Source organism: Allokutzneria multivorans (genome assembly GCF_039537405.1).
Classification (GTDB): domain Bacteria; phylum Actinomycetota; class Actinomycetes; order Mycobacteriales; family Pseudonocardiaceae; genus Allokutzneria; species Allokutzneria multivorans.
Window position 1 is genome coordinate 1,028,429 of sequence record NZ_BAABAL010000005.1, and the last position, 21,310, is coordinate 1,049,738.

Annotated in this window: 19 protein-coding genes; 8 read left to right on the forward strand and 11 right to left on the reverse strand. The window is 69.9% G+C overall.

What is annotated here, in order from left to right; translation table 11 throughout:
• Positions 1-137 precede the first annotated feature (137 nt).
• The gene (locus tag ABD798_RS08840) at positions 138-662 is read left to right on the forward strand and encodes an SgcJ/EcaC family oxidoreductase (RefSeq protein ID WP_344872503.1); all 525 of its coding nucleotides are present in this window, start codon (positions 138-140) and stop codon (positions 660-662) included.
• Between the two features lies 1 nt (position 663).
• Here the strand turns inward: ABD798_RS08840 and ABD798_RS08845 are convergent, their stop codons facing one another.
• The 4 genes from ABD798_RS08845 to ABD798_RS08860 are packed head-to-tail and all read right to left on the reverse strand — an operon-like array spanning position 664 to position 5,911.
• Entirely contained in the window at positions 664-3,426 is a 2,763-nt protein-coding gene (locus ABD798_RS08845) for an FAD-binding and (Fe-S)-binding domain-containing protein (RefSeq protein WP_425549193.1), read from the reverse strand.
• A gap of 46 nt (positions 3,427-3,472) precedes the next feature.
• Positions 3,473-3,940: a hypothetical protein gene (locus tag ABD798_RS08850; protein WP_344872507.1), complete on the reverse strand. Its 468-nt coding sequence runs from the start codon at positions 3,938-3,940 to the stop codon at positions 3,473-3,475.
• Positions 3,937-5,226 (reverse strand): hemolysin family protein, encoded by a 1,290-nt coding sequence (locus ABD798_RS08855; protein ID WP_344872510.1) that lies wholly within the window; start codon positions 5,224-5,226, stop codon positions 3,937-3,939. Before ABD798_RS08855 ends, ABD798_RS08850 begins: the two co-directional genes overlap by 4 nt.
• Positions 5,227-5,233: 7 nt before the next feature.
• Entirely contained in the window at positions 5,234-5,911 is a 678-nt protein-coding gene (locus tag ABD798_RS08860) for a nucleoside/nucleotide kinase family protein (RefSeq protein WP_344872512.1), read from the reverse strand.
• A 107-nt stretch (positions 5,912-6,018) separates the two neighbouring features.
• Between ABD798_RS08860 and ABD798_RS08865 the strand changes: the two genes are divergently transcribed.
• Positions 6,019-6,774, forward strand: a complete 756-nt coding sequence (locus ABD798_RS08865; RefSeq protein ID WP_344872514.1) for a DNA-processing protein DprA — start codon at positions 6,019-6,021, stop codon at positions 6,772-6,774.
• A 230-nt stretch (positions 6,775-7,004) separates the two neighbouring features.
• Positions 7,005-7,808: a hypothetical protein gene (locus ABD798_RS08870; protein WP_344872516.1), complete on the forward strand. Its 804-nt coding sequence runs from the start codon at positions 7,005-7,007 to the stop codon at positions 7,806-7,808.
• A 25-nt stretch (positions 7,809-7,833) separates the two neighbouring features.
• On the opposite strand, the gene ABD798_RS08875 is transcribed toward ABD798_RS08870, so the two are convergent.
• From ABD798_RS08875 to ABD798_RS08885, 3 genes are all read right to left on the reverse strand, one after another.
• Entirely contained in the window at positions 7,834-8,139 is a 306-nt protein-coding gene (locus tag ABD798_RS08875) for a DUF6355 family natural product biosynthesis protein (protein ID WP_344872518.1), read from the reverse strand.
• A 91-nt stretch (positions 8,140-8,230) separates the two neighbouring features.
• On the reverse strand, positions 8,231-9,136 hold the full coding sequence (gene bla / locus ABD798_RS08880; RefSeq protein WP_344872520.1) for a class A beta-lactamase: 906 nt from the start codon (positions 9,134-9,136) through the stop codon (positions 8,231-8,233).
• A gap of 15 nt (positions 9,137-9,151) precedes the next feature.
• A complete protein-coding gene (locus tag ABD798_RS08885) occupies positions 9,152-10,006 on the reverse strand; it encodes a LysR family transcriptional regulator (RefSeq protein WP_344872522.1) in 855 nt (284 codons plus the stop codon).
• Between the two features lie 94 nt (positions 10,007-10,100).
• Between ABD798_RS08885 and ABD798_RS08890 the strand changes: the two genes are divergently transcribed.
• Positions 10,101-10,775 carry a type 1 glutamine amidotransferase domain-containing protein gene (locus ABD798_RS08890; protein WP_344872524.1) on the forward strand — a complete coding sequence of 225 codons (675 nt, stop codon included), beginning with the start codon at positions 10,101-10,103 and terminating at the stop codon, positions 10,773-10,775.
• A gap of 43 nt (positions 10,776-10,818) precedes the next feature.
• Here ABD798_RS08890 and ABD798_RS08895 read toward each other — a convergent pair whose 3' ends face one another.
• Complete coding sequence (locus ABD798_RS08895) at positions 10,819-11,910, reverse strand: inositol-3-phosphate synthase (RefSeq protein WP_344872526.1); 1,092 nt, start codon at positions 11,908-11,910, stop codon at positions 10,819-10,821.
• 20 nt (positions 11,911-11,930) lie between these two features.
• The gene (locus ABD798_RS08900) at positions 11,931-12,458 is read right to left on the reverse strand and encodes a PadR family transcriptional regulator (protein WP_344872528.1); all 528 of its coding nucleotides are present in this window, start codon (positions 12,456-12,458) and stop codon (positions 11,931-11,933) included.
• A gap of 165 nt (positions 12,459-12,623) precedes the next feature.
• Between ABD798_RS08900 and ABD798_RS08905 the strand changes: the two genes are divergently transcribed.
• The 3 genes from ABD798_RS08905 (at position 12,624) to ABD798_RS08915 (ending at position 17,594) form a co-directional block, all read left to right on the forward strand.
• Positions 12,624-13,025: a DUF5318 domain-containing protein gene (locus tag ABD798_RS08905; RefSeq protein WP_344872530.1), complete on the forward strand. Its 402-nt coding sequence runs from the start codon at positions 12,624-12,626 to the stop codon at positions 13,023-13,025.
• Positions 13,026-13,119: 94 nt separating this feature from the next.
• Positions 13,120-15,819, forward strand: coding sequence for a transglycosylase domain-containing protein (locus ABD798_RS08910; protein WP_344872532.1), 2,700 nt, complete (start codon positions 13,120-13,122; stop codon positions 15,817-15,819).
• Positions 15,820-15,926: 107 nt separating this feature from the next.
• Positions 15,927-17,594 carry a glycosyltransferase family 87 protein gene (locus tag ABD798_RS08915; protein WP_425549180.1) on the forward strand — a complete coding sequence of 556 codons (1,668 nt, stop codon included), beginning with the start codon at positions 15,927-15,929 and terminating at the stop codon, positions 17,592-17,594.
• On the opposite strand, the gene ABD798_RS08920 is transcribed toward ABD798_RS08915, so the two are convergent.
• Positions 17,591-18,859 (reverse strand): SGNH/GDSL hydrolase family protein, encoded by a 1,269-nt coding sequence (locus ABD798_RS08920; RefSeq protein ID WP_344872534.1) that lies wholly within the window; start codon positions 18,857-18,859, stop codon positions 17,591-17,593. The genes ABD798_RS08915 and ABD798_RS08920 overlap by 4 nt on opposite strands.
• Before the next feature lie 308 nt (positions 18,860-19,167).
• On the opposite strand from ABD798_RS08920, the gene ABD798_RS08925 reads away from it, so the two are divergent.
• Positions 19,168-20,418 carry a hypothetical protein gene (locus ABD798_RS08925; protein WP_344872536.1) on the forward strand — a complete coding sequence of 417 codons (1,251 nt, stop codon included), beginning with the start codon at positions 19,168-19,170 and terminating at the stop codon, positions 20,416-20,418.
• Here ABD798_RS08925 and ABD798_RS08930 read toward each other — a convergent pair.
• On the reverse strand, positions 20,384-21,268 hold the full coding sequence (locus tag ABD798_RS08930; RefSeq protein WP_344872538.1) for a septum formation family protein: 885 nt from the start codon (positions 21,266-21,268) through the stop codon (positions 20,384-20,386). The two genes, ABD798_RS08925 and ABD798_RS08930, sit on opposite strands and share 35 nt — an antisense overlap.
• Between the last annotated feature and the right edge of the window lie 42 nt (positions 21,269-21,310).

Sequence of the window (21,310 nt, forward strand, 5' to 3'; positions counted from 1 at the left end):
TTTTCCATCGACCTTTCCATGATCATTACCCTCGGTTATAAACCCGTGTCATCAAGGTCTTTCTGGAGGCCGTATCCGCACAGATGAAGAGGCGCACAGTAGGCGCTAGTACTCCTTTAGTGTGAAAGGTACTTACTGTGCGTAGTGGACAATTCGGGCGTTTCCGCCTCGCCGCCGGTGCCGTCGTCCTGACCGCCGTCACCGTTGTCGCCGGTACCGGTGCCAGTGCGTTCTCCAGCCCGTCCGCCCCTGCGGAAAACGGCGCGAGCAACTCCGAGGCGCGGTTACTGCCCACCCCTCGCGAGATCCGAGCGCAGTTCGACAGCTGGAACCACGACCTTCTCACCGGTGACGTGAACAAGGTCGCGCGGCACTACGCCCCCGACGCGGTGCTGCTGCCGACGCTGTCCAACGAGGTGCGGACCACCCACGAGGGCATCAAGGACTACTTCACCGAGTTCCTGGCGAAGAAGCCCTCCGGAAAGATCCTTCACTCCTACGTCAACGTCCAGAGCGACCACTCCGCCGTCGACGCCGGCACCTACCGGTTCACCTTCGGCGACGGAACCCACACCGACGCGCGCTACACCTTCGTCTACGAGAAGCGCCACGGCCACTGGGTGATCATCAACCACCACTCCTCGAAGATGCCGCAGGGCTGAGCTAGCCCTCTCGCAGCGCGCGGCGGAGCACTTGGGCAAGGTGCTCCGCCCGCCTCGGCGTCCCCTGCGCCACCTGCGTGCGGCACGAGAAGCCGTCCGCGATGATCGCGGTGTCCGCGCCCGCCGCACGCGCCTTCGGGTACAGCTCGCGCTCGGCGCACTCCTGGGCGACCTCCCAGTGCCCCGGCTCGAAGCCGAAGTTCCCCGCGAGGCCGCAGCAGCCCGCGCCGATCCGGTCCACGTCCACGCCCAGTTCGCGCAGCACCGACAGCTCCGCGCCGTAGCCGCCGCCGGACTCCTGATGGCAGTGCACCTGCACCACCGCGTCGGTGTCCAAGCGCTTGAACGGCGAAGGACCTTCATGCGCCGCAACGAGTTCGCCGAGCGTGCGCACACGCGTCTTCAGCAGCTCAGCGGCGGGATCGCCCGGCAGCAGCTCGCTCGCGTCGTCGCGGAGCACCTGCGTGCACGAGGGTTCGAGGCCGACTACGACGCTGCCCGCGCGCAGGTGCTTCTCCAAGCTGCGCAAGGACTTCCGCAGCACGCGGCGCGCCACGCCGAGCTGGCCGGTGGAGTGCCAGGTCAAGCCGCAGCAGACAGGCCCATCGGGTAGTTCGACGCGGTAGCCGAGCGCCTCAAGGACCTCCACCGCCGCGCGCCCGGCCGTGGGGTCGAGCAGGTTGGTGAACGTGTCCGGCCACAGCACGACGGTTCCGGCGCTGCCGGGGGCGGGCGTGCGACCGCGCATCCACCCGCGAAGCGACTTGCGGGCGAAGCGGATCATCTTGCGGCGCGGTTCGAGCCCGGCCAGCCGCAGCACCGTCTTCCCGCCGATCGCGTTGGCCAGGCCGGGAGCCACGGACGCCAGCCGGGCCCACAGCGGCAGCCACCCCAGCGCGTAGTGCGCGCGCGGGCGGAGACGGCGCTTGTAGTGGTTGTGCAGGAACTCCGCCTTGTAGGTCGCCATGTCCACGTTCACCGGGCACGCGGACTTGCACGCCTTGCAGGACAGGCACAGGTCGAGCGCGTCGCGGACGGCCTCCGACCTCCAGCCGTCGGAGAGGAACTCCCCGCGCAGCATCTCCGAGAGCACGCGCGAGCGCCCGCGCGTCGAGTGCACTTCGTCGCCGGTGACCTGGAACGACGGGCACATCGTGCCGCTGGCCTGGCGGCAGCTGCCGACGCCGAGGCAGCGCCGGACCGCGCCCGCGAACGAGCCGCCGTCGTGGCTGAGCGCGTGCACCGGGGTCAGTTCGAGCCGGTCGTGCCCGGGACCGGGGCGGATGTCGGCGTCCAACGGCTTCGGGTCGACCAGCAGGCCGGGGTTGAGGGCGCCGGTCGGGTCGAAGGTGCCCTTGAACGCGGCGAAGGAGTCGATCACCCGCCGCGAGTACATCCTCGGCAGCAGCTCTGACCGAGCCCGCCCGTCCCCGTGCTCGCCGGAGAACGACCCGCCGTGCGCCGCGACGAGGTCGGCCGCGCGCTCGATGAACTCGCGGTACTCACCGATCCCCCGCGCGGTGGTCAGGTCCCAGCCGACGCGCAGGTGCAGGCATCCCTCGCCGAAGTGCCCGTACGCGATTCCCTTGCGCCCCATGGCATCCATCAGCCCGTGCAGCTCGCGCAGGTAGTCGGCCAGGCGCTCCGGCGGCACCGCCGAGTCCTCCCAGCCCGGCCACGCCTCTCCCCCGTCGGCCATCCGCGTGGCCAGCCCGGCGCCGTCGCGGCGGATCTTCCACAGCGCGGCGGTCTCGGTGGCGTCGGTGACCACCTTGCCGCCGAGCTCTCCGGCGCGCGCAAGGGCTTCGTCGATCGTGTCGCCGGGGACCTCGCAGTACACCCACGCCTGGCCGGGCGGGAGGAGATCGGCCAACGCGGAGCCGCCCGGCCTGCTGCGGAGCGCCGCGATGAGGTGCGCGTCCATGCCCTCGGCGGTCAGCACGCCGGTCCGCGCGAGCGCGGGAGCTGCTGAAGCCGCCTGGTAGACGTCGTCGAACCCTTGCACCACAAGGACTTTCGCCTTCGGGAGCTGAGCGAGCCGCACGGTCGCGCCGAGCACGACGCCGCACGTTCCCTCGGACCCGACGAGCGCGCGGGCGACGTTGAAACCGTTCTCCGGCAACAGGGAAGCGAGGCCGTAGCCGGAGACCTGGCGGGAGAACCGGCCCAGCTCGGTGCGGAACTCGGCGAGGTGGTCGGTGGTGAGCGCGCGCAACCGCTGGTCGATCGCCGCGTCCCCGCTGGAGCCCGCGCGCGCCGTGATCGTCCGGCCGTCCGCGAGCAGCACGTCGAGGTCGACCACGTTGTCCGCCGTCGTGCCCCACGCGACGGAGTGCGGCCCGCAGGCGTTGTTGCCGATCATCCCGCCGAGCGTGCAGCGGGACAGCGTCGACGGGTCGGGGCCGAAGGTGAGGCCGTGCCGCGCGCTCGCCGTGATCAGCTTGCCCAGCACCAGGCCGGGCTCCACCACGGCGGTCCGCGCGTCCGGCTCGATCGAGCGCAGCCGGTTGAGGTGGCGGGAGAAATCGATCACTAAGCCGTTGCCGATCGAGTTGCCCGCGATCGAGGTTCCTCCGCCGCGACAGGTGACCGGGACCCCGTGTTCGACTGCGACCCGCACCGCGCGCACGACCTCGTCCCGGCTGCGCGGCTCCACCACAGCGGCGGGAACAGCACGGTAGATCGAGGCGTCGGAGGTGTAGGCGGCGCGCGTCGAGTCGTCCACCCGCGCCGCGTACGGCAGCTCGGACGTCAACTGCCGCACGAAATCCCGTTGCCTGCTCACCAGCGCATTGTGCAGCCAGGTGCCGTCAAGCCTGCGCCAGCGCCACGTCGCGGTCGGGGCAATCACTGGCCGTCCACGTCGCCGTGAGGTCCTTGGCGATCACCGCGAGGGAGCCCGCCTGGCACGCGATCTCGTGGCTGCACCCGTGCGCGTGCGGCAGCAGTTCATCCAGCAGCAGCGGGCCGTAGCGGCTCCACTCCGGCGACTCCAGCATGAAGCCGGACACGCCGTAGTAGCGCAGCAGCAGGTTCTCCACGTGCTTCCCGCAGCGGTGCCGGAAGCGCAGCTCCAGCGTCACCTCGGTCTCGGTGCTGTCGAAGTCCACCCGGCTGAGCACCAAGTCCTTGACGCAGCGCGGACCGTCGAGGTCGTAGTGCCCCGGCGACTCCGCGAACGCGCGAGCACCCGAGGGCAGCGCGCCTGCGAGCTGCGGGAGCTGGGCGAGGTAGTCCGAGGGGTCCAGCCCCGTTCCGCTCGCGATCACGAACCTCATGAACCCGTGGCCTCTCGTTTCTTCCGCGGCCGCAGCCGCACTCCGGTGATCGCGTGGTGCTCGGTCGCGGTGACCTCGGCCGACCACTCGGCGAAGTCGACGCGGTCGCCCGGCCGCTGCGGGATCCGGCCGAGCCGGGTGAGCAGCATCCCGGCGATGGTCGTGTAGTCCCCGCTCGGCGCGTCCGCGATGTCCACACCGAGGTCGACGAGGTCGTGCACGGGAAAGGTTCCCGGCAGCTCCATGCTGCCGTCGTCCTGGGTGCGCACCGAGAGGATGTCGCGGTCGGCCTCGTCGTAGATCTCGCCGACGATCTCTTCGAGCAGGTCCTCCAGCGTCACGATGCCGTCCGCCGCGCCGTGCTCGTCGACGACCACGGCGAACTGCTGGCGCTCGGCCTTGAACCTGCGCAGCGCGTCGGAGACCCGCACCGAGTCGGGGAAGACCGTCGCCGGTCGCGCCACGTCGGCCACTGTCCCGGTGCCGGAGAGCAGCTCGCGCAGGTGCACGACGCCGATCATGTCGTCCAGGTCGCTGCCCCTGACCACCGGTGCGCGGGAGTGCCCCGAGGCGGCCAGTTCGGCGCGGGCCTGCTCGACCGACGTGTCGGCTTCCAGGGTGAACACCGAGCGGCGCGGCCGGAGCACGTGCCGCAGCAGCCGCTCGTGGATCTCCAGGCCGCCGATGATGATCATGCGCTGCTCGGCGTTGAGGCCGCGGTGCCCGGCGACCAGCTCGCGCAGCTCCTCCGGGCTCAGCTGCTCCTGGTCGGCCTTGGGGTTGCCGCCGAAGAGCCGCACCACCACGTCGGTGGACCTGCTGAGCAGCCACACCGCCGGGCGGGAGATCTTGGACAGCGCGTCCAGCGGCCGGGCCACCAGCAGCGCCCAGCGCTCGGCGTGCTGCATCGCCAGCTTCTTCGGCGCCAGCTCGCCGACCACCAGCGTGAAGTAGGTCAGCACCAGCGTGACCGCCGCGATGGCCACGCTCTCCGCCGCTGCTCCGAAGAAGGAGAAGGCCGGGACCAGCGGCCGGGCCAGCGAGACCGCCGCCGTCGCCGACGCGAGCGCTCCGGCCAGGTTGATGCCGATCTGGATGGTCGCGAGGAACCGCGTGGGGTCCTTGGCCAGCCGCACCAGGGTCCGCGCGCCCTTGCCGCCGTCGCGCTCCAGTCGGCGCAACTGCCCTTCCCGCAAGGAGATCAGCGCGATCTCACTGCCCGCGAAGATCGCGTTCACCACCATCAGCAGCACGATGAGCGCGATGGTGAAGCCGTATCCGTCCATTGTGGACTCAGCCCGTCCTGTTCCCGGTCCAGCGCCGGATCACCGGGCTGTCCGGATCGGTGTTGTCGATCACGATGTCGGCCTGCTCCGTCGGGCGCGCGCTGTTCCAGTACAGCTCGTGCGCGGGCCGGTAGCGCACCGCGTAGCGCTCCCTGACCCGCTCCTCCGTCCCGAAGATCTCCGTGTCGCGCTCCACCGCGCGGCGCATCTGCTCGTCCTCGCGGACCTCCACGAAGATCCGCACGTCCCAGCAGTCCCGCAGTTCCTCGCGCAGCAGGAAGACGCCGTCCACCAGCACGATCGCGTCCCGGGCCGCCGTGCGCCTGGCATCGCTGCGGCTGGTGTTGGTGAGGTGGTCCCACACCGTCGTGCGGTACTGGAGATCTCCTTGCGGGCCAAGGGGTTCCAGCACTTCGCGGCGCAGCGCGGGCACGTCGAAGGCGTCCATGAAGTAGCCCTCGGCCGACATCGGTCCCCTGCGCAGCCGCTCCTCGGCCGGGCGGTGGAAGTCGTCGGCGGAGATCCGCAGCGCGCGCCCGCCCAGCGCCTCGCCGAGCTCGTCGGCCAGCGTCGTCTTGCCCGCCGCGTCCGGCCCGTCGACGGCCACGCGAACCGGGCGCGCGAGATCGATCCGGGTCAGCCATTCGACGAGTCGGCCGACCACCTCCGGCCGTGATGCGCTCATGCCGCCAAGCCTGCCAGACCGCCCCCGGCGCTCCGTGGACCTCGGGTGCCCCATGGGCGTGATGTGCGACTTGACGGATTCGAACATGTGTTCGATATGCTGTCGGCGTGACGGTGGACGTGCGGGCCCAGGCCGCGTTCCTGCTCGCCCTGCGGGGCGGGGAGTCGCTGGACGCGGTCGAGCGGGAGGTTCTCGCCTGGCGGCGCGAGGGCATCGGCCTGGTCACCGTCGAGGACCCGGAGTACCCGTCCTGGCTGCGCACCCAGCCCGACGCGCCGCCGTTCCTGACCTACCGGGGCGTGCTCGAAGCCCGGGACGCGCGGTCGGTGGCCGTTGTGGGCAGCCGTCGTCCCTCCAAGCGCGGGATCGCCCGGGCGTGGGACATCGCGGCTGTGCTCGCCGAGGCCGGGTGGACCGTGGTCAGCGGCCTCGCTTCCGGGACCGATGCGGCCGTGCACCGCCGAGTGCTGGCCGCCGGAGCGCGGACCGTTGCCTTCGTGGGGACCGGCCTGCGGCACTGCTACCCGTTGGAGAACTCCCCGTTGGAGGCGGAGATCGCTCGGCGCGGCGCCGTGGTCTCCCAGTTCCTGCCTGACACCCCGCCCGCGCGGCACCAGTTCCCCAAGCGCTGCGCGCTGATGAGCGAGTCGTGCGCGGCGGTCGTCGTGGTCGACGCCGAGGAGTACTGCGAGGCTCGGGTGCTCGCCCAATTGGCGCTGTCCTCCGGGCGCCCGGTCTTCTTCGCGCACGACGTGCTCGCGTGCCGGTGGGCGGAGGAGATGGCTGCGCAGCCCGGAGTCACCGTGCTCTCGCGCCCGCACCAGGTCCCCGACGCCCTGGCCGCCCCCGCCCTCGCCGCCTAGCGCCTGCTCCGCCACCGGTCGAGCCGGACCCCGCTCACGGTGCCGCCGTGGGGTTGGGGCGTCTTCAAGACCCACAAACCCCTCTGTCGATCATCGTTAACCGCCGCAAACCCCGCAGCCTCGGGAGATTTGCCGTCGTGCGGGAGACGGTCTGGGCGTCACTCCTACGTTTCGCGAAGCGTGACGGAAACGTGGTGGCCGCGTGCGGGGGGATGGGCGATAGTCCCGGTGTGAGCAGGGTCGACATCTTCGCGGACATCGTCGAGACGGGCACGGTGCTCGGAATCGACGCGAACCTCGGCCCGGACGTCGCCGCCGACGTTTTCGGGGCTAACACCGGCGAGAACCGGTTCTCCGAGAACTTCTGGCACGTCTACGGCTTCCTGGAGATCTTCTGGCTGAAGCGCCCCGGCGCCCCCGGCTACCAAGGCCACCACTTCACGGTCCAGGCGGACCGTTTCGGTCGGCTTGATGCACGGTTCATCAGCAAGGCCGTCCGCTCGCGATACGGGCTGTCCCCGTTCAAGCGGCCGCTGCACTTCGACGACCTCAAGCCGGAACTCGACCGCAGGGGCGTTTCCCTCGTTCCGACCACGCGCGATGACGACTACCAGACCTATCTTCAGCCGGAGTCCGGCGTCACGGTCATGGTCCTCATCGACAACGGCTACTACGAGTACGAGCTCGGCCACATTTCGAAGATCTTCTCGCCGATCGGGTACGAGCACGCCGAGACGCGGCAACGCCAAGCGAACGCGATCGAGAAGGCCGCTGAGGTTGCCAATCTCCAGGACTGGCAACCTCAGCGCTACGAAGAGCTGCGCGAAGAGCTGCCCTCCGCCGACGAATTGGTGCGCGAGTGCCTCGACGCACTGCCGACCAGCCGGAGCGCGGCGCTGACGCGCACCAACAAGCTCCTCATCGATGTGTCGCTGGCCCATCGGCACAACATCTCCGACCCGGGCCTGCGGGCGGAACTCGACGGATTCGTCGAATGGCGCCGCCGCAGGGCGCGCCTGATGCTGCCGTTCTGACCAGAGGGTTCTTGGTCCCGCTAGCTCACCACGCGCTGGGACCGCAGGGGACGCCGCGCGAGTGCGCCTTCGTGACGTTCCTGCCGAGGTTCCGCTCTTCCCCGGGGCCGACGCACGTGCTGGGCTGAACCGCGTTGTTGACGGTGATGTCCACCCAGACGTGGCCCCCGCCGCAGTGCTTGTAGTAGTGCGTGGTCCAGAAGCCGATGCCTTCGCTCGTGTGGCCGCACGAGCGAGCGGAGGCGGTTCCGCTGGTGATGGCCATGGTTCCGCCGAGCGTGCAGGCGACGGTCAGGGCAGCGGTGACCAGGCCCAGAATTCGCTTCTTCATGACAATTTCCTCGTCTCGGATGTGCAGGGGGAGGGTGATCATCTTTCCCATTGCGCCGATTCGAGTCAAAATCGCTTCAGGCAAGTGTGAATCACATGATCAGGGCGACCGTTGCTGATGTGGCTTCGGCGAGCAGGGCCTGGTTGTACTCGGCGTCCTTGGTGGGCTTGCTGGACATGATGGCCAGGACGACCGGCGCGGAGTTCGGCGGCCACAGAATGCCGATGTCATTGGCGGTGCCGTAGTCACCGGTCCCGGTCTTGTCGGCGACGGTCCACCCACGCGGAACTCCGGCGCGAATGCGCTGCGCGCCGGTGGTGTTGCGCTCCATCAGATCCCGCAGGAACGCGCGCTTTTCCTGCGGAAGCGCTTCGCCGATCACGAGTTTCTGGTAGGCCGTGCCGATGGCGCGCGGAGACGTGGTGTCGCGCAGATCGCCCGGGGTGGCTTCGGTGATGGCGGGCTCGATCCGGTCCATTCGCGTCACGGTGTCGCCGAGTCCGCGCAGGTACTCGGTCAGCTTCGCGGGACCACCGAGATCGCGGAGCAGCAGATTTCCCGCAGTCCCATCGCTGTAGCGCACAGCGGCGTCGCAGAGCTCGCGGATCGTCATTCCGGTCGCGATGTGCTTCGGCGTGATCGTGGCGTTCTTGAGCACGTCGTCCCGGGTGTACTTGACGATCGTGTCCAAGTGCGACATCGGGTTGTGGTGCAGAACTGCGGCCGTTGCCAAGCCCTTGAAGGTCGAGCAGAAGGCGAATCGCTCATCCGCTCGGTGCGCGAGCGTCTTGCCGGTTCCGGTCGCCAGTGCGTAGACGCCGAGGCGCGCGCCGAACTTCCGTTCCAGTTCGAGCAGCGCGTCATTCACCGGCGGCGCGGCAGAAGTGGTGGTCGCAGATGGCGGAGCTGGAGGAGCTGGCTTCTCGGTCTGGGAGCACGCGGCCAACGGCAGGAGCGCCGCCGCGGTGAGGAACGCGCGACGCGTGGTGATCGCCATGGCTCCCGAATGTAGCTACCAGTGCTTTGCGGCCGCGGTGAGGGTTTCGGTCACCGCGCGGATGTGGGGCAGGCGGGCCTGGTCCGCACGTGTGGCCAGGTAGAGGGTGTTGATCGGCGGTTCTTCCGGCTCGTGCAGCAGGACCAGCTCACCCGACTCGAGCTCGGCCGCGCAGAGGTACTTGGGCAGCACGGTGATCCCAGCTCCGGCGAGCACCGCCGCGAGCAGCGCGCGCAGGTCGGGCACGACCACGGCGGCGTTGTGCGGCGGCGGCGCACCGAAGACCGTGCGCCAGTAGCGCCGGACCATCGGCAGCTCCTCCGCGTAGGCCAGCATCGGCGCCGCCGCCAGGTCGGGGAACTCGGCGCCCGCCGCGGCGACGAGCACGAACTCCTCGTCCGCCAACGGGGTCACCACCATGCCCTTGCGGCGCGGCCGGACCGAGGACAGCACCAGGTCGAGCCGCCCCTCCGCGAGGTCGACCAGCAGGTCGTCGGCGAGGCCGAGCCCGATGCGCAGCCGAAGCCCGCGCCGGACCAGGCCGCCCAGCGCGGGCAGGGCGAGCACCGACATCGCCTCCGCCGGGCCGCCGAGCCGCACGGTCCTGGCGAACTCCTCGCGGGTCAACTCCATCTCCACCCCGGCGAGGGCGTCGAGGTGCGGGCCGACCCGCCGGGCCAGCTCGTCGGCGAACGCGGTCGGCGCGACGCCCCGGGCGAGCCTGCGGAACAGCGGTCGCCCCAACCGTTCCTCCAGCGCCTTCACCTGCACGCTCACCGCGGGCTGGGTGATGCCGAGCACCGTGGCCGCCGCGGTGATCGAACCCGCGCGGTACACGGCGCCGAACGTGCGGAGCTGCCCCAGATCCATAAAATAGATTATGCCTGGAGCGTCTCCAGGCTATTGGTGGCTAATGGGTGGGTCGACCTAGCCTGGCCGTACAACCAGTCCAGGAGGCAATCCCATGGCTCGCACCAACAGGGTGCTGATCGCTCTGACCAGCCACGACAAGCTCGGCGATACCGGCAACCCGACCGGCTACTACGTGTCGGAGGCCGCGCACCCGTGGCAGGTGTTCCGGCTCGCCGGTTACGAGGTCGACTACGTCTCCGTCAAGGGCGGGAACCCGCCGACCTCCGGCTACGACGCCGACGACGAGGTGCAGCGGCTGTTCCTGGAGAGCGAGGGCGCGCGGCTCGCGGTCACCCCGAAGGCCGCCGAGCTCGACGCGGCCGACTACGACGCGATCTTCTACGCCGGTGGCCACGGCACCATGTGGGACTTCCCCACCGATGCAGACCTCGCGGAGCTCGGCAGGGACATCTACGAGAACGGTGGCGTGGTCGCCGCGGTCTGCCACGGTCCCGCCGGGCTGGTGCCGCTGGTTCTCTCCGACGGCACACCCCTGGTGGCGGGCAAGGACATCACCGGCTTCACCAACTCCGAGGAGGAGGCGGCCGGGGCCACCCACATCGTGCCGTTCCTGCTCCAGACCAAGCTGGAGGAGCTGGGCGCGCGTTACCACCTCGCCCCGGACTTCACCTCCAACGTGGTCCGCGACGGGCGGCTGGTGACCGGGCAGAACCCGGCGTCGGCCACCGGGACCGCGCAGGGCGTGCTCGCCGCGCTGAAGGGCTGAAAAGCCAAGGGGCGCAACGAGAACACCGTTGCGCCCCGGAAGCTCAGCGCTCGATCTCACCCCGGATGAACTGCTCGACCCGCTCGCGGGCGACCGAGTCCGAGTACTGCTCCGGCGGGGACTTCATGAAGTACGAGGACGCCGACAGGATCGGGCCGCCGACACCGCGGTCCATGGCGATCTTCGCCGCGCGGATCGCGTCGATGATCACGCCCGCGGAGTTGGGCGAGTCCCAGACCTCCAGCTTGTACTCCAGGTTCAGCGGGACGTCGCCGAACGCCCTGCCTTCGAGGCGCACGTAGGCCCACTTGCGGTCGTCCAGCCACGCGACGTAGTCCGACGGTCCGATGTGGACGTTGTCGGCGCCGAGGTCGTGCTCCAGCTGCGAGGTGACGGCCTGCGTCTTGGAGATCTTCTTGGACTCCAGCCGGTCGCGCTCCAGCATGTTCTTGAAGTCCATGTTGCCGCCGACGTTGAGCTGCATCGTGCGGTCCACGACCACGCCGCGGTCCTCGAAGAGCTTGGCCAGCACGCGGTGCGTGATCGTGGCACCGACCTGGGACTTGATGTCGTCGCCGACGATCGGGACGCCCGCGGCGCGGAACTTCTCCGCCCACTCCGGGTCGGAGGCGATGAACACCGGGAGCGCGTTGACGTAGGCGACCCCGGCGTCGATGGCGCACTGCGCGTAGAAGCGGCTGGCCGCCTCGGAACCCACAGGCAGGTAGGAGACCAGCACGTCCACATTCGCCGCGCGCAGGGCGGCGGCGATGTCCGCCGGCTCGTCGTCGGACTCGGTGATCGTCTCCCGGTAGTAGCGGCCGAGGCCGTCCAGCGTGTGCCCGCGCTGCACCGGAACGCCCAGCGGCGGCACGTCGCAGATCTTCACCGTGTTGTTCTCGCTGGCCACGATCGCTTCGGAGAGGTCGCGGCCGACCTTCTTGGCGTCGACGTCGAACGCGGCGACGAACTCCACGTCCCGCACGTGGTAGTCGCCGAAGCGCACGTGCATCAGCCCGGGAACGCGAGCCTCGGGCTCGGCGTCGCGGTAGTAGTGCACGCCCTGCACTAAGGACGCCGCGCAGTTGCCCACTCCGACGATCGCCACCCGCACCGTGTTGCGGTCTCCGCCCATGACCGGGTTCCTCCTTGTCATCAGTCTTGGTTCGCGCACTCGCGCGCGATGAGTCCGTCGAGCCACAGCACCTCGCGTTCGGTGCTGTCCAGGCTCAGTTCGTGCAGTTCACGGGCGTAGTGGTCGTCGTGACCGGAAGTACGGGCAAGCGCCGCCCGCAGCCCGTCCGCCCGGTCGGCCAGCCACTGCCTGCGCCCGCGCAGCACGCGCAGCCGCACGGACGCCGGTGTCCGCGTGAAGAACGCCAGCCGCACGACGAAGCACTCGTCCTCCCATGCCTGCCTGCCGTCATCGGCGAGCAGGCCGGCGAAGTGCTCCCGCCCGAGCGGCGTGAGGTTGTACACCTTCCTGTTCCGGGAATTCCCGTCCCCGTCCCCGGCGTTCCCCTCGGCGACGAGCCCGGCCCGGTGCAACCTGCGCAGCGCCGGGTAGAGCGAGCCGAAGGAGAACGAGCGCTGCCCGCACAGCAGACCGCAGAGCTGTCTGCGCAGCTCGTAGCCGTGCATCGGGTGTCGGTGCAGCAGGCCGAGCACGGCGAGCTCCAACATCTCCGACCTCCTCGGGGGCGCCGGGGAACTATATCGAGCCGATATAGTCAGGCCAGCGGTCCGAGGACGTGATTCAGCCGACACGTCCGCGCTGACCTGCCCGGGGCTTCGGGCTGCCCTGAACGGCTCAGGTGCGTTCACAGGCTTGGCACGTACGCTGGTGCGGTGCAAACCCAGCGGCAGATCGTCGACTACGCGTTGCAGCGCCGTGCGCTGCTCGCGGAGGTCCACGCCGGCCGCAGAGGGGTCGCGGAGGTGTGCGACGCCAGCCCTTACCTGCTGAGGGCGGCGAAGTTCCACGGGCAGCCGAGCACCACGACCTGCCCGGTGTGCCGCAAGGAGCAGCTGACGCACGTGGCCTGGATCTACGGCGACGAGCTCAAGCACGCCGCCGGTTCCGCCCGCACGGCGGAGGAGCTGGCGAAGCTGGCAACCCTGTACGAGGAGTTCACCGTCTACGTGGTTGAAGTGTGCCGCACCTGCTGTTGGAACCACCTGGTGCAGTCATACGTCCTGGGGACGCGTGGTCTGCCCAGTCCGTCGCGTCGCAGGACAGCGGCGGAGTGAGCCGACTCGCGGTGCTGGAGTCCCACGGGGGAACGGAGAACTACGACCGAGCGGCACCCACAACGGGTGGTGCCGGTCTTCTGGAGGCTAAGTCGTGAACGACGAGCGCAACCGACCCGACGGCGGAGGGCGCGGGTCCGGCCCTGGTCCGGAAAAGCCGAACGAGAGCACCGGCTTCTGGAGTCCCCAGTGGGATGACGACGACGCCCCGCCCCAGCAGCAGTCCCAGCCGCCGCGCCGTTCTGCGGGCCCGCACCCGGCGAGCCCGGGGGCGCGTTCCGGCCCGCCGCAGGGCGGCTTCCCGCCGCCTCCTCCCGGGTCGCGGCCACCCGGCCCGCCGCGCAACGGCCCTCCCGGTGGCTACCCGCCCCCTGGACAGCGCCCGCCCGGCGAGCAGCCGACGCAGATGATCCAGCAGCCGACCGAGATGATCGCGCCGGTCGAGCCCGAGTTCCCGCGCGAGCCCACGCTGCTGACCCACCGCGAGCCGGTCCCCGAGGGCTACGAGACCGATCACGAGTCCGACGGCTACGACGACCCCGACCCGGAGCTGACCGAGGAGGAGGAGCGCGCGCTGCGCAAGAAGAAGATCTGGCGCCGCGTCCGCCGCACCGCCTACGTGCTGACCGGCCTGGCGATCCTCGGCCCGGTTGTCGCGTTCATCATCACCTATTACATGGTGACCATCGACAAGCCCGAGGACTACCTGAAGCAACAGGACAAGACCGTCTCGCTGCTGTTCAGCAACGGCCAGGAGATGAGCAAGATCGTTCCGCCCGCCGGGGCCTCCAACTTCGTCAAGCACGGGGACATCCCGGAGATCGTCCGCCTGGCCATCACCTCGACCGAGGACGCGTCCTTCTACACGAACCCGGGCTTCGACGTCATCGGCATCGCGCGCGCGGTGTGGAACCAGGCGACCTCCGGCGTCGGTGGCGGTTCGGGTATCACGCAGCAGTACGTCAAGCTCTCCACCGGTGACAAGGAGAACTCGCTCCGCCGCAAGTGGATCGAGCTGGTCAAGTCGTTCAAGATGAGCGTGCAGCAGGACAAGCCCCAGATCATGGAGGCCTACCTGAACATCGCGCAGTTCCGCGCGGGCACGATCGGGATCGACGCGGGCGCTCAGTCGCTGTTCGGCAAGAGCGTCAAGGAGATCACCGACCCGGCCCAGGCCGCCCTGCTGGCCGCCGTGCTCCAGGCACCCTCGCGCTGGGACCCGGACCGCAACCGGGAAGGCGTCACCGAGCGTTGGCGCACGATGGTCCTGCCGCGCATGGCGAAGAACAACCTGATCACCGAGGAACAGGTCAAGACCCTCCAGTTTCCGGAGGTCCTGAAGCGCACCAAGCACAACAGCGGGCTCAGCGGTCCGATGCTGCACATCCAGGACCAGGTCCTCGCGGAGCTTGAGGCGAACCTGAACCTCAAGGAACAGGACATCCTCAAGAACGGCCTCACCATCCAGACCACGATCGACCCGGGTGCCCAGACCGCCGCCGAGGACGCGGTGAAGAAGGTGATGGGCAACAACATCGACACGCTGCGCAGTTCCCTCGTCGCCGTCGATCCCGGTACCGGTGGCATCGTGGCGTACTACGGCGGTGACAACGGCGCCGGTCTCGACTACGCCAAGCAGCCCCAGGAACCCGGGTCCTCGTTCAAGCCCTTCGTCACCTTGGCCGCCCTGGAAAAGGGCAAGGGCATCGGCGAGTACTACGACGGCACCTCCGGCATCCCGCTCGGCGGGCGCACGTGGAAGAACTCCGGCAACGACAGCTCCTGCGGCAAGCAGTGCTCGGTGCGCGATGCCACGACGAAGTCCGTCAACACCGTGTTCGTGAAGATGGCGCTGGACGTCACCACGAAGAAGATCGCGGACGCCGCGCACGAGGCGGGCATCGAGGAGATCATCAACGGCAAGAAGTCGCTGGTCGGTGAGAACGGTGGCGCCCCCTTCGCCGACATCGCGATCGGCGGTGGCCGTACGGCGGTGCGCACGATCGACATGGCCACGGCGTACGCCACGTTCGCCAACGACGGCACCAAGCACAGGTCGCACTTCGTCAAGGACGTGAAGCAGGGCGACAAGCCCTACTTCGCCGACTACGAGAAGTCGAAGTTCCCCGCGGAAGCGGCCTTCGACAAGAACGACAGCGCCCGCAACACCAACCTGGCGCGCAACGTCACCGAGTCGATGCTCCAGGTCGCGAGCTACTCCAGGCTCGGCCTCAAGGGCAACCGGCAGGTGGCGGCCAAGACCGGTACGCACCAGTACAACGACACCGCGCAGAACTCCGACGCGTGGACGGTCGGCTACACCCCGCAGATCTCGACCGCGGTGTGGGTGGGCTCCGAGCAGCCGATGGCGATCAAGGGCACCTACCAGCGCGGCACGCACGACATCTACGGCAAGGACGAGCCCGGTCAGATCTGGAAGGAGTTCATGGACGCCTACCTGACCGGCAAGCCCGTCGCGAAGTTCGAGAAGGCCGAGCCGATCGGCCAGTACAACGAGGCGCCGAAGTCCACGACCGCGCCCCCGTCCTCCAGCAGCTCGCCGACCACGACCACCCCGACCGAGCCGTCGACCAGCTCGTCAAAGCCGTCCACCAGCTCCTCGCGTCCGTGCAAGCCGTGGGAGCCCGGTTGCCTCCGGCCCACCACCACGCGCTCGACGCCCGGCGGTGGCGGAGGCGGCGGTGGCGGTGGAGGTGGCGGTGGAGGCGGTGGCGGCGGAGGTGAGGGTGAAGGCCGAGGCATCGGCGTACCCAACCCACGCGGTGACGGCTGAGCCGTACCCGAACCGAGCTCATGACGGCCACCGCCCAGACCGGGCGGTGGCCGTTCGCTCGCGCGGTCGGAGGATGACGCACTCCGTGCTCACGTACGATCCGGCGGGTGTCCAGCAGCCGTGACCCGCAGCCGTCGCAGGACCAGGCGGAGGAGGCCTCGCCCCAGCAGGGCTCCGTCGCCGACTCCGAGACGCTGAGCCCAGCCGAGCGCATCGTGCCGACGTGGAGCGAACCGTTGGCGTTCCACGCCAGCCGTCCGCTCGGCGGCCCGCTCGGCAGGCACGCGGTGATCGGGCGGCACTGGTTCTGGACACCGCTGCGGGTGGTGCTGCTGCTCGCGACCGTGACCCTGGTGCTCGGCTGGTTCGCCAAGTCGCCGTGCTTGCAGACCTATGTGGACACCGACAGCAAGGTCCAGCTGGACTGGCGGGACAACCGGCAGTACGTGGCGATGTGCTACTCCGACACGGTCCCGCTGTACACGGCCGAGCGGCTGGACAAGGGCGCTTTCCCTTACGCCACCTCGTGGGTGGAGAACGAGGGGCAGCCCAACGAGCAGGTGCGCTACATGGAGTACCCGGTGCTGACCGGGCTCTTCCAGTGGGTCAACGCCAAGCTCACCGCGGGCTGGACGGCGTTGGCGGACAACGGCTGGCTGCCGAAGACGATGCCGGTGGTCGTCTACTTCAACTTCACCGCGCTGTGGCTCGCCCTGGCGTGGCTGGTGACGATCTGGGCGACCGTGCTGCTCGCGGGCAGAAGACCGTGGGACGCTGCGATCGCGGCGCTGTCACTGCTCGTCGTGGTGCACGCGTTCACCAACTTCGACACCCTCGCGACCGCGTTCGCCGCGGTCGGCATGCTCGCGTGGGCACGCAAGAAACCCGTGCTGGCGGGCGCGCTGATCGGGCTCGGCGCGGCGGCGAAGCTCTACCCGCTGTTCATACTCGGGCCGTTGCTCCTGCTGTGCTTGCGCAGCGGGAAGATGGGCGCGTGGCTGCGCATGACCGGCGCGACCGTGGCCGCGTGGAGCGCGGTGAACGTGCCGATCATGTTGCTGTACCCCAAGGGCTGGTGGGAGTTCTTCCGGCTCAACTCCGAACGCGGCGTCGACCCGGACACCATCTACAACGCGTTGCAGTACTTCACCGGTTGGCTCGGCTTCGACGGTCCGCTGCTGCATGGCGAGGCGCCGGTCATCCTGAACACCTTCACCGGGGCGCTGTTCGCCCTGTGCTGCCTGGGGATCGGGTGGATGGCGCTGTCCGCCCCGATGCGCCCTCGCCTGGCGCAGCTCATGTTCCTCGTGGTCGCGGTGTTCCTGCTGACCAACAAGGTGTGGAGCCCTCAGTACTCGCTGTGGCTCGTGCCGCTCGCGGTGCTGGCCCTGCCCAGGTGGCGCCTGCTGCTCGCGTGGATGGCCGTCGACGCGCTGGTCTGGGTGCCGCGCATGTACTTCTACCTCGGTGTGTCCAACAAGGGTCTGCCCGCGGACTGGTTCCTCGGCACCGTGCTCGTGCGCGACGCCATGGTGGTGCTGCTGTGCGTGCTTGTGGTCAGGGACATCTACCGACCGGATCGCGACAAGGTCCGCTACGCGGGGCAGGACGATCCGACCGGCGGGGTCCTCGACCGCGCCGAAGACCGATTCGTGTTGCGGCGCAAGCCAAAGCCCGTGCCCGTCGAGGACAACGAGGCGGAGGTTCGCCAGTCTTCAAGTACAGCGAACCCCCACCCCGGAGGTCTCCAACCGCCGCAAACCCCGGTGGTCTAGAGCAGGGCCAGGTCGATGGCTTCGGCCATGGCCTTGAAGCCCGCGTCGCCGGGGTGCAGGCGGTCGCCGGAGTCGTACTCCGCGCGGATCTTCTGCGGGTCCTGCGGATCGCGGACGGCCTTGTCGAAGTCGACGACGCCGTCGAAGACCGTGCCGGAGCGGATGAGTTCGTTGACCTTCACCCGGGTCGCCTCCAGCGCCTCGGTGTAGCTCCGCCAGCCCTTGAACGGCGTGAGCGTGCCGCCGAGCACCCGGATGCCGCGCGCGTGCGCCTGCTGGACGACCTGGCGCATCCCGGCGACGATCTGGGCGGCGTCGGTCTGGTTCGGGGTCTGCTGGATGTCGTTGATCCCCTCCAGCATGATCACCGTGCGCACTCCGGTGCTGGTCAGGACGTCGCGGTCCAGGCGGGCCAGCGCGTTCACCCCGGCGCTGGGGTTGCCGCCGTCGAGCAGGATCCGGTTCGCGCTGATGCCGGAGTTCAGCACGCCGAGCTGGCGCGGCTTCGGCCTGGCGAGCAGGCGGTCGGCGAGGAAGTCGGGCCAGCGGCTGTTGGTGCTCGCGGTCCCGCCGACCCCGTCGGTGATCGAGTCGCCCAGCGCCACGACCGCTCCGCGCACCTGCGGGGCGAGCACGTCGACACCCGCGACGTAGTGCCACACCGAGGTCTTCTCGGTGAACGAAGCGCCCGACTCCTCGGCGGCCTTGTCGCCCTCGCGCGTGAAGAACGACGTCTGGAGCGCGGCGGGGTGGTAGGTCACCGGCCCCGACGGGCTCGGCGTGAACGTGGTGATCAGCAGGTCGCCGTCGGCGGGCACCGCCAACCGCACGGGATCGCTGACCACCTCCGCGCCCGCCGGGATCGTGATCGTCCTCGAACCGCCGAAGGTCAGCTCGCGCATCGTGCCCGCGACCGCCTTCGGACCCTTCCCGCTCTCCGCGACCGCCACCGTCGCGGTCAGCGGTAACGGCGCCTTGCCGAAGGCGTTGGACAACCGCACGCGTGCCGAGTCACCACCGATGCTGGTGTGCACGACGTTGCGGATCGAGTGGTTCGGGTAGCCGTTCGGCGTGTTGTCCACGCCCGCCGCCGGGGCGGTCTGCCAGGTGCCCACCCAGCCGCCGAGCGCGCTCTTCACCGGAGCGGCGGCGTCGACGGGCGCTTCACCCGCCGTCGAGGCCGCGCTCGATGCCACCGTCGTGCCCAGCACCAGAGCGGCGACCGCGGCTGCGGCCACCCCCAGCCGTTGACCCTTGATCGACATGCGGACCGTCCTTTGCGATCGTGCGGCGGAGGAAACCCACCTTCGCCGATCAGCCGCACCAGCACCAGGTCGTACGGACGTTGGGGATTTTCCGTTGGAGCCGAACAGCGATGCCGGGGTTTGTCGTCGTTGAAGACCGCTGGGGCGGGGGTTGGGCGGTCTTCAAGACCAGCAAACCCGACTGACGGGGGCCGTCTGAGGGGTGTGGGTAACCCCGATGGGTGCCGATGCGGATCTCCGCAGGTGAACGGCGCCGATCCGGGTTAGCTTCCGCAGGTCCCCCCACCCGCTGGACCTGGACCTCTCGGATGCGCATTCGCCCCTTGTTGCTCGCGGTGCTCCTCGCCGCGGCTTCGGCGTGCCCGACGGCGCTCGCGGCGCCGGTGCCGAGCTACAACGGCACGCACTCCGGCCCGGCGACGCTGTTCGACCAGCGGACGCAGCCCCCGCACTTCGGCTACGACCCGGGCCTGGCGGTGAGCCCGGCGGAGCTGGCGCAGAGCGCTCCGGACGCGGCGGCGACCTTCACGACGACGGTGACGGCGGACCGGGGAGCGACGTTCTACGACGGAGCGCCGGAGTCGACGGCGGTGGGGTTCCTGCGGGTCCTCGAAGGCGAGGCGGTGGACCACCGGACCCCGCTCGCGACGCCGGACCATGACGGGGACCCGGTGGTGTTCACGCGCTACGTCAACGGCGCGAGCAGCGAGTTCTGCGCGAACAACCAGTTCAACCGCAACGGCAGGTTCGTCTTCGAAGAGGGGGCGCACTGCGCGGACCCGCTGGACGGACCGGGCCAGGAGGAGCCAGCGGAGGACGTCGCGGCGCTGCGCTTCACGGTGCAGATCAGGCAGGACAACACCTACTCGGCCCGGGTGGACGCGGTGGACGGCGCGGGGCAGGTGGTCGAGGACTACGAACCGCAGGGCCAGCTGCCGTACACCTTCACCGGAGTGCTGCCGGGCGAGCCCACCACGAAGTACGTGCCGTTCGTGCGGCTGCGGCCGGGGGCGCTCACGGGCGGGCCGTGGAAGTACCAGGTCACAGGCTCGGACCTGAGCACGACGAGGCCCATGCCGACGGCGCGGATCGGGCAGGTGAACTGCGCGGACGGGCCGACGACGAGCGTGGAGATCGGCAACGCGACGGGCACGGCGACGGCGCGCTACCGGGTACTGGTGGACGGCCAGGTGGTGCGCGCGGGGCTGCTCGGGCCCGGCGGAGCGGAGCGCGTGCCGGTGCCGTTGACGGACGGCACGCTGGGCCTGGTGCAGGTCAAGCACGGCAACGACCGCACGGTCGCCGAAGCGCGGCTGCGCGTGCACTGCGAGGTGGAGTTCGCGCCGACGACGGCACCGACCACCACCACGACGACTCCCCCGGCGCTGCACGCGGTGGCGAAGCCGCCGGACGCGCGTGCGGAGCTACCGGGTCAGGGCCCGTGGGCCTCGGTGGTGATGCTGGCGGTCCTGGCCGCGATCGCGCTGGTGGTGCTGCACCTGTGGCACCGCACCAGGAGATCGGTCAGCTCGGCAGCGGGGCGTTCTCACCGATGTTGAGCAGCGTCTTCGTCAACGGCTTCGCCGACTCCAGGTAGCAGACCGCCGTCGTGTAGCCGAGCGGCCAGTCCTTGGCCTCGGGCAGCCGCCACGTCAGGGTGAGGTCCTTCCGCCCGTTCGGCGCGGCCAGGTACTGGTTCGCCATGGCCTTGCAGTGCGGCTCCGCGGCGGCGTTCATCTGCTCGGGGCTCGGCGCGGGATCGCCGGCCTTGCCCAGCGAGAGCACCCACGGCACGGCCTCGCCGAGGTGGGCCTGGTCGCAGGGCGCGAGCTTGAGCTGGTTGTCGCGCGAGGGCGAACCGGCGGTGCACACCTGGAACTTGTAGTAGTTGGCGCCCGCCATGGCCGCGCGCACCGAGCCGGTGCGGCTGACGGGCTTGTCGTCGGGGCCGAGCTCCACGGCGGCGCAGGTCAGCCAGCGCTCGCCCTTGGCCCAGCCGTCCTTGGCCGGCCACACCGGCCACGACTGGAGCCTGCTCGCGTCGAGCTGGTCGCCGACGTAGGCCAGCGCGTGCGCACGGCACTTCGGCAGCGCGACGGCCAGCAGCGCGGCCTCGTCCGGGTACTCCTTGGGCATGGTCGCCGGGAACCGCTCCGGCTGGGTGACCTCCAGCTCGTGCGGCTGAGCGCAGTCGACCACCACGAACCTCTTGCCGTCGATGCACTGCGAGGCCACGGCCGTGCCCGTGCTCCCGGCGCTGGTGGCGGCCTGCGGGCGCGCCTCGCCGGGCTGGCTGGGCTGCTGCGTCACGGGCAGCGGTTCCGGGCTCACCGTCGCCGTGCACCCGGTGAGCAGGGCGAACGCGGAGAGCGCGAGGACCGCGGTCCTGCTCCGCCGATGCCTGAGCATGTCCCTCCCCAAGGTGTTCTCCCTGCCGGAACGGTACCGGGA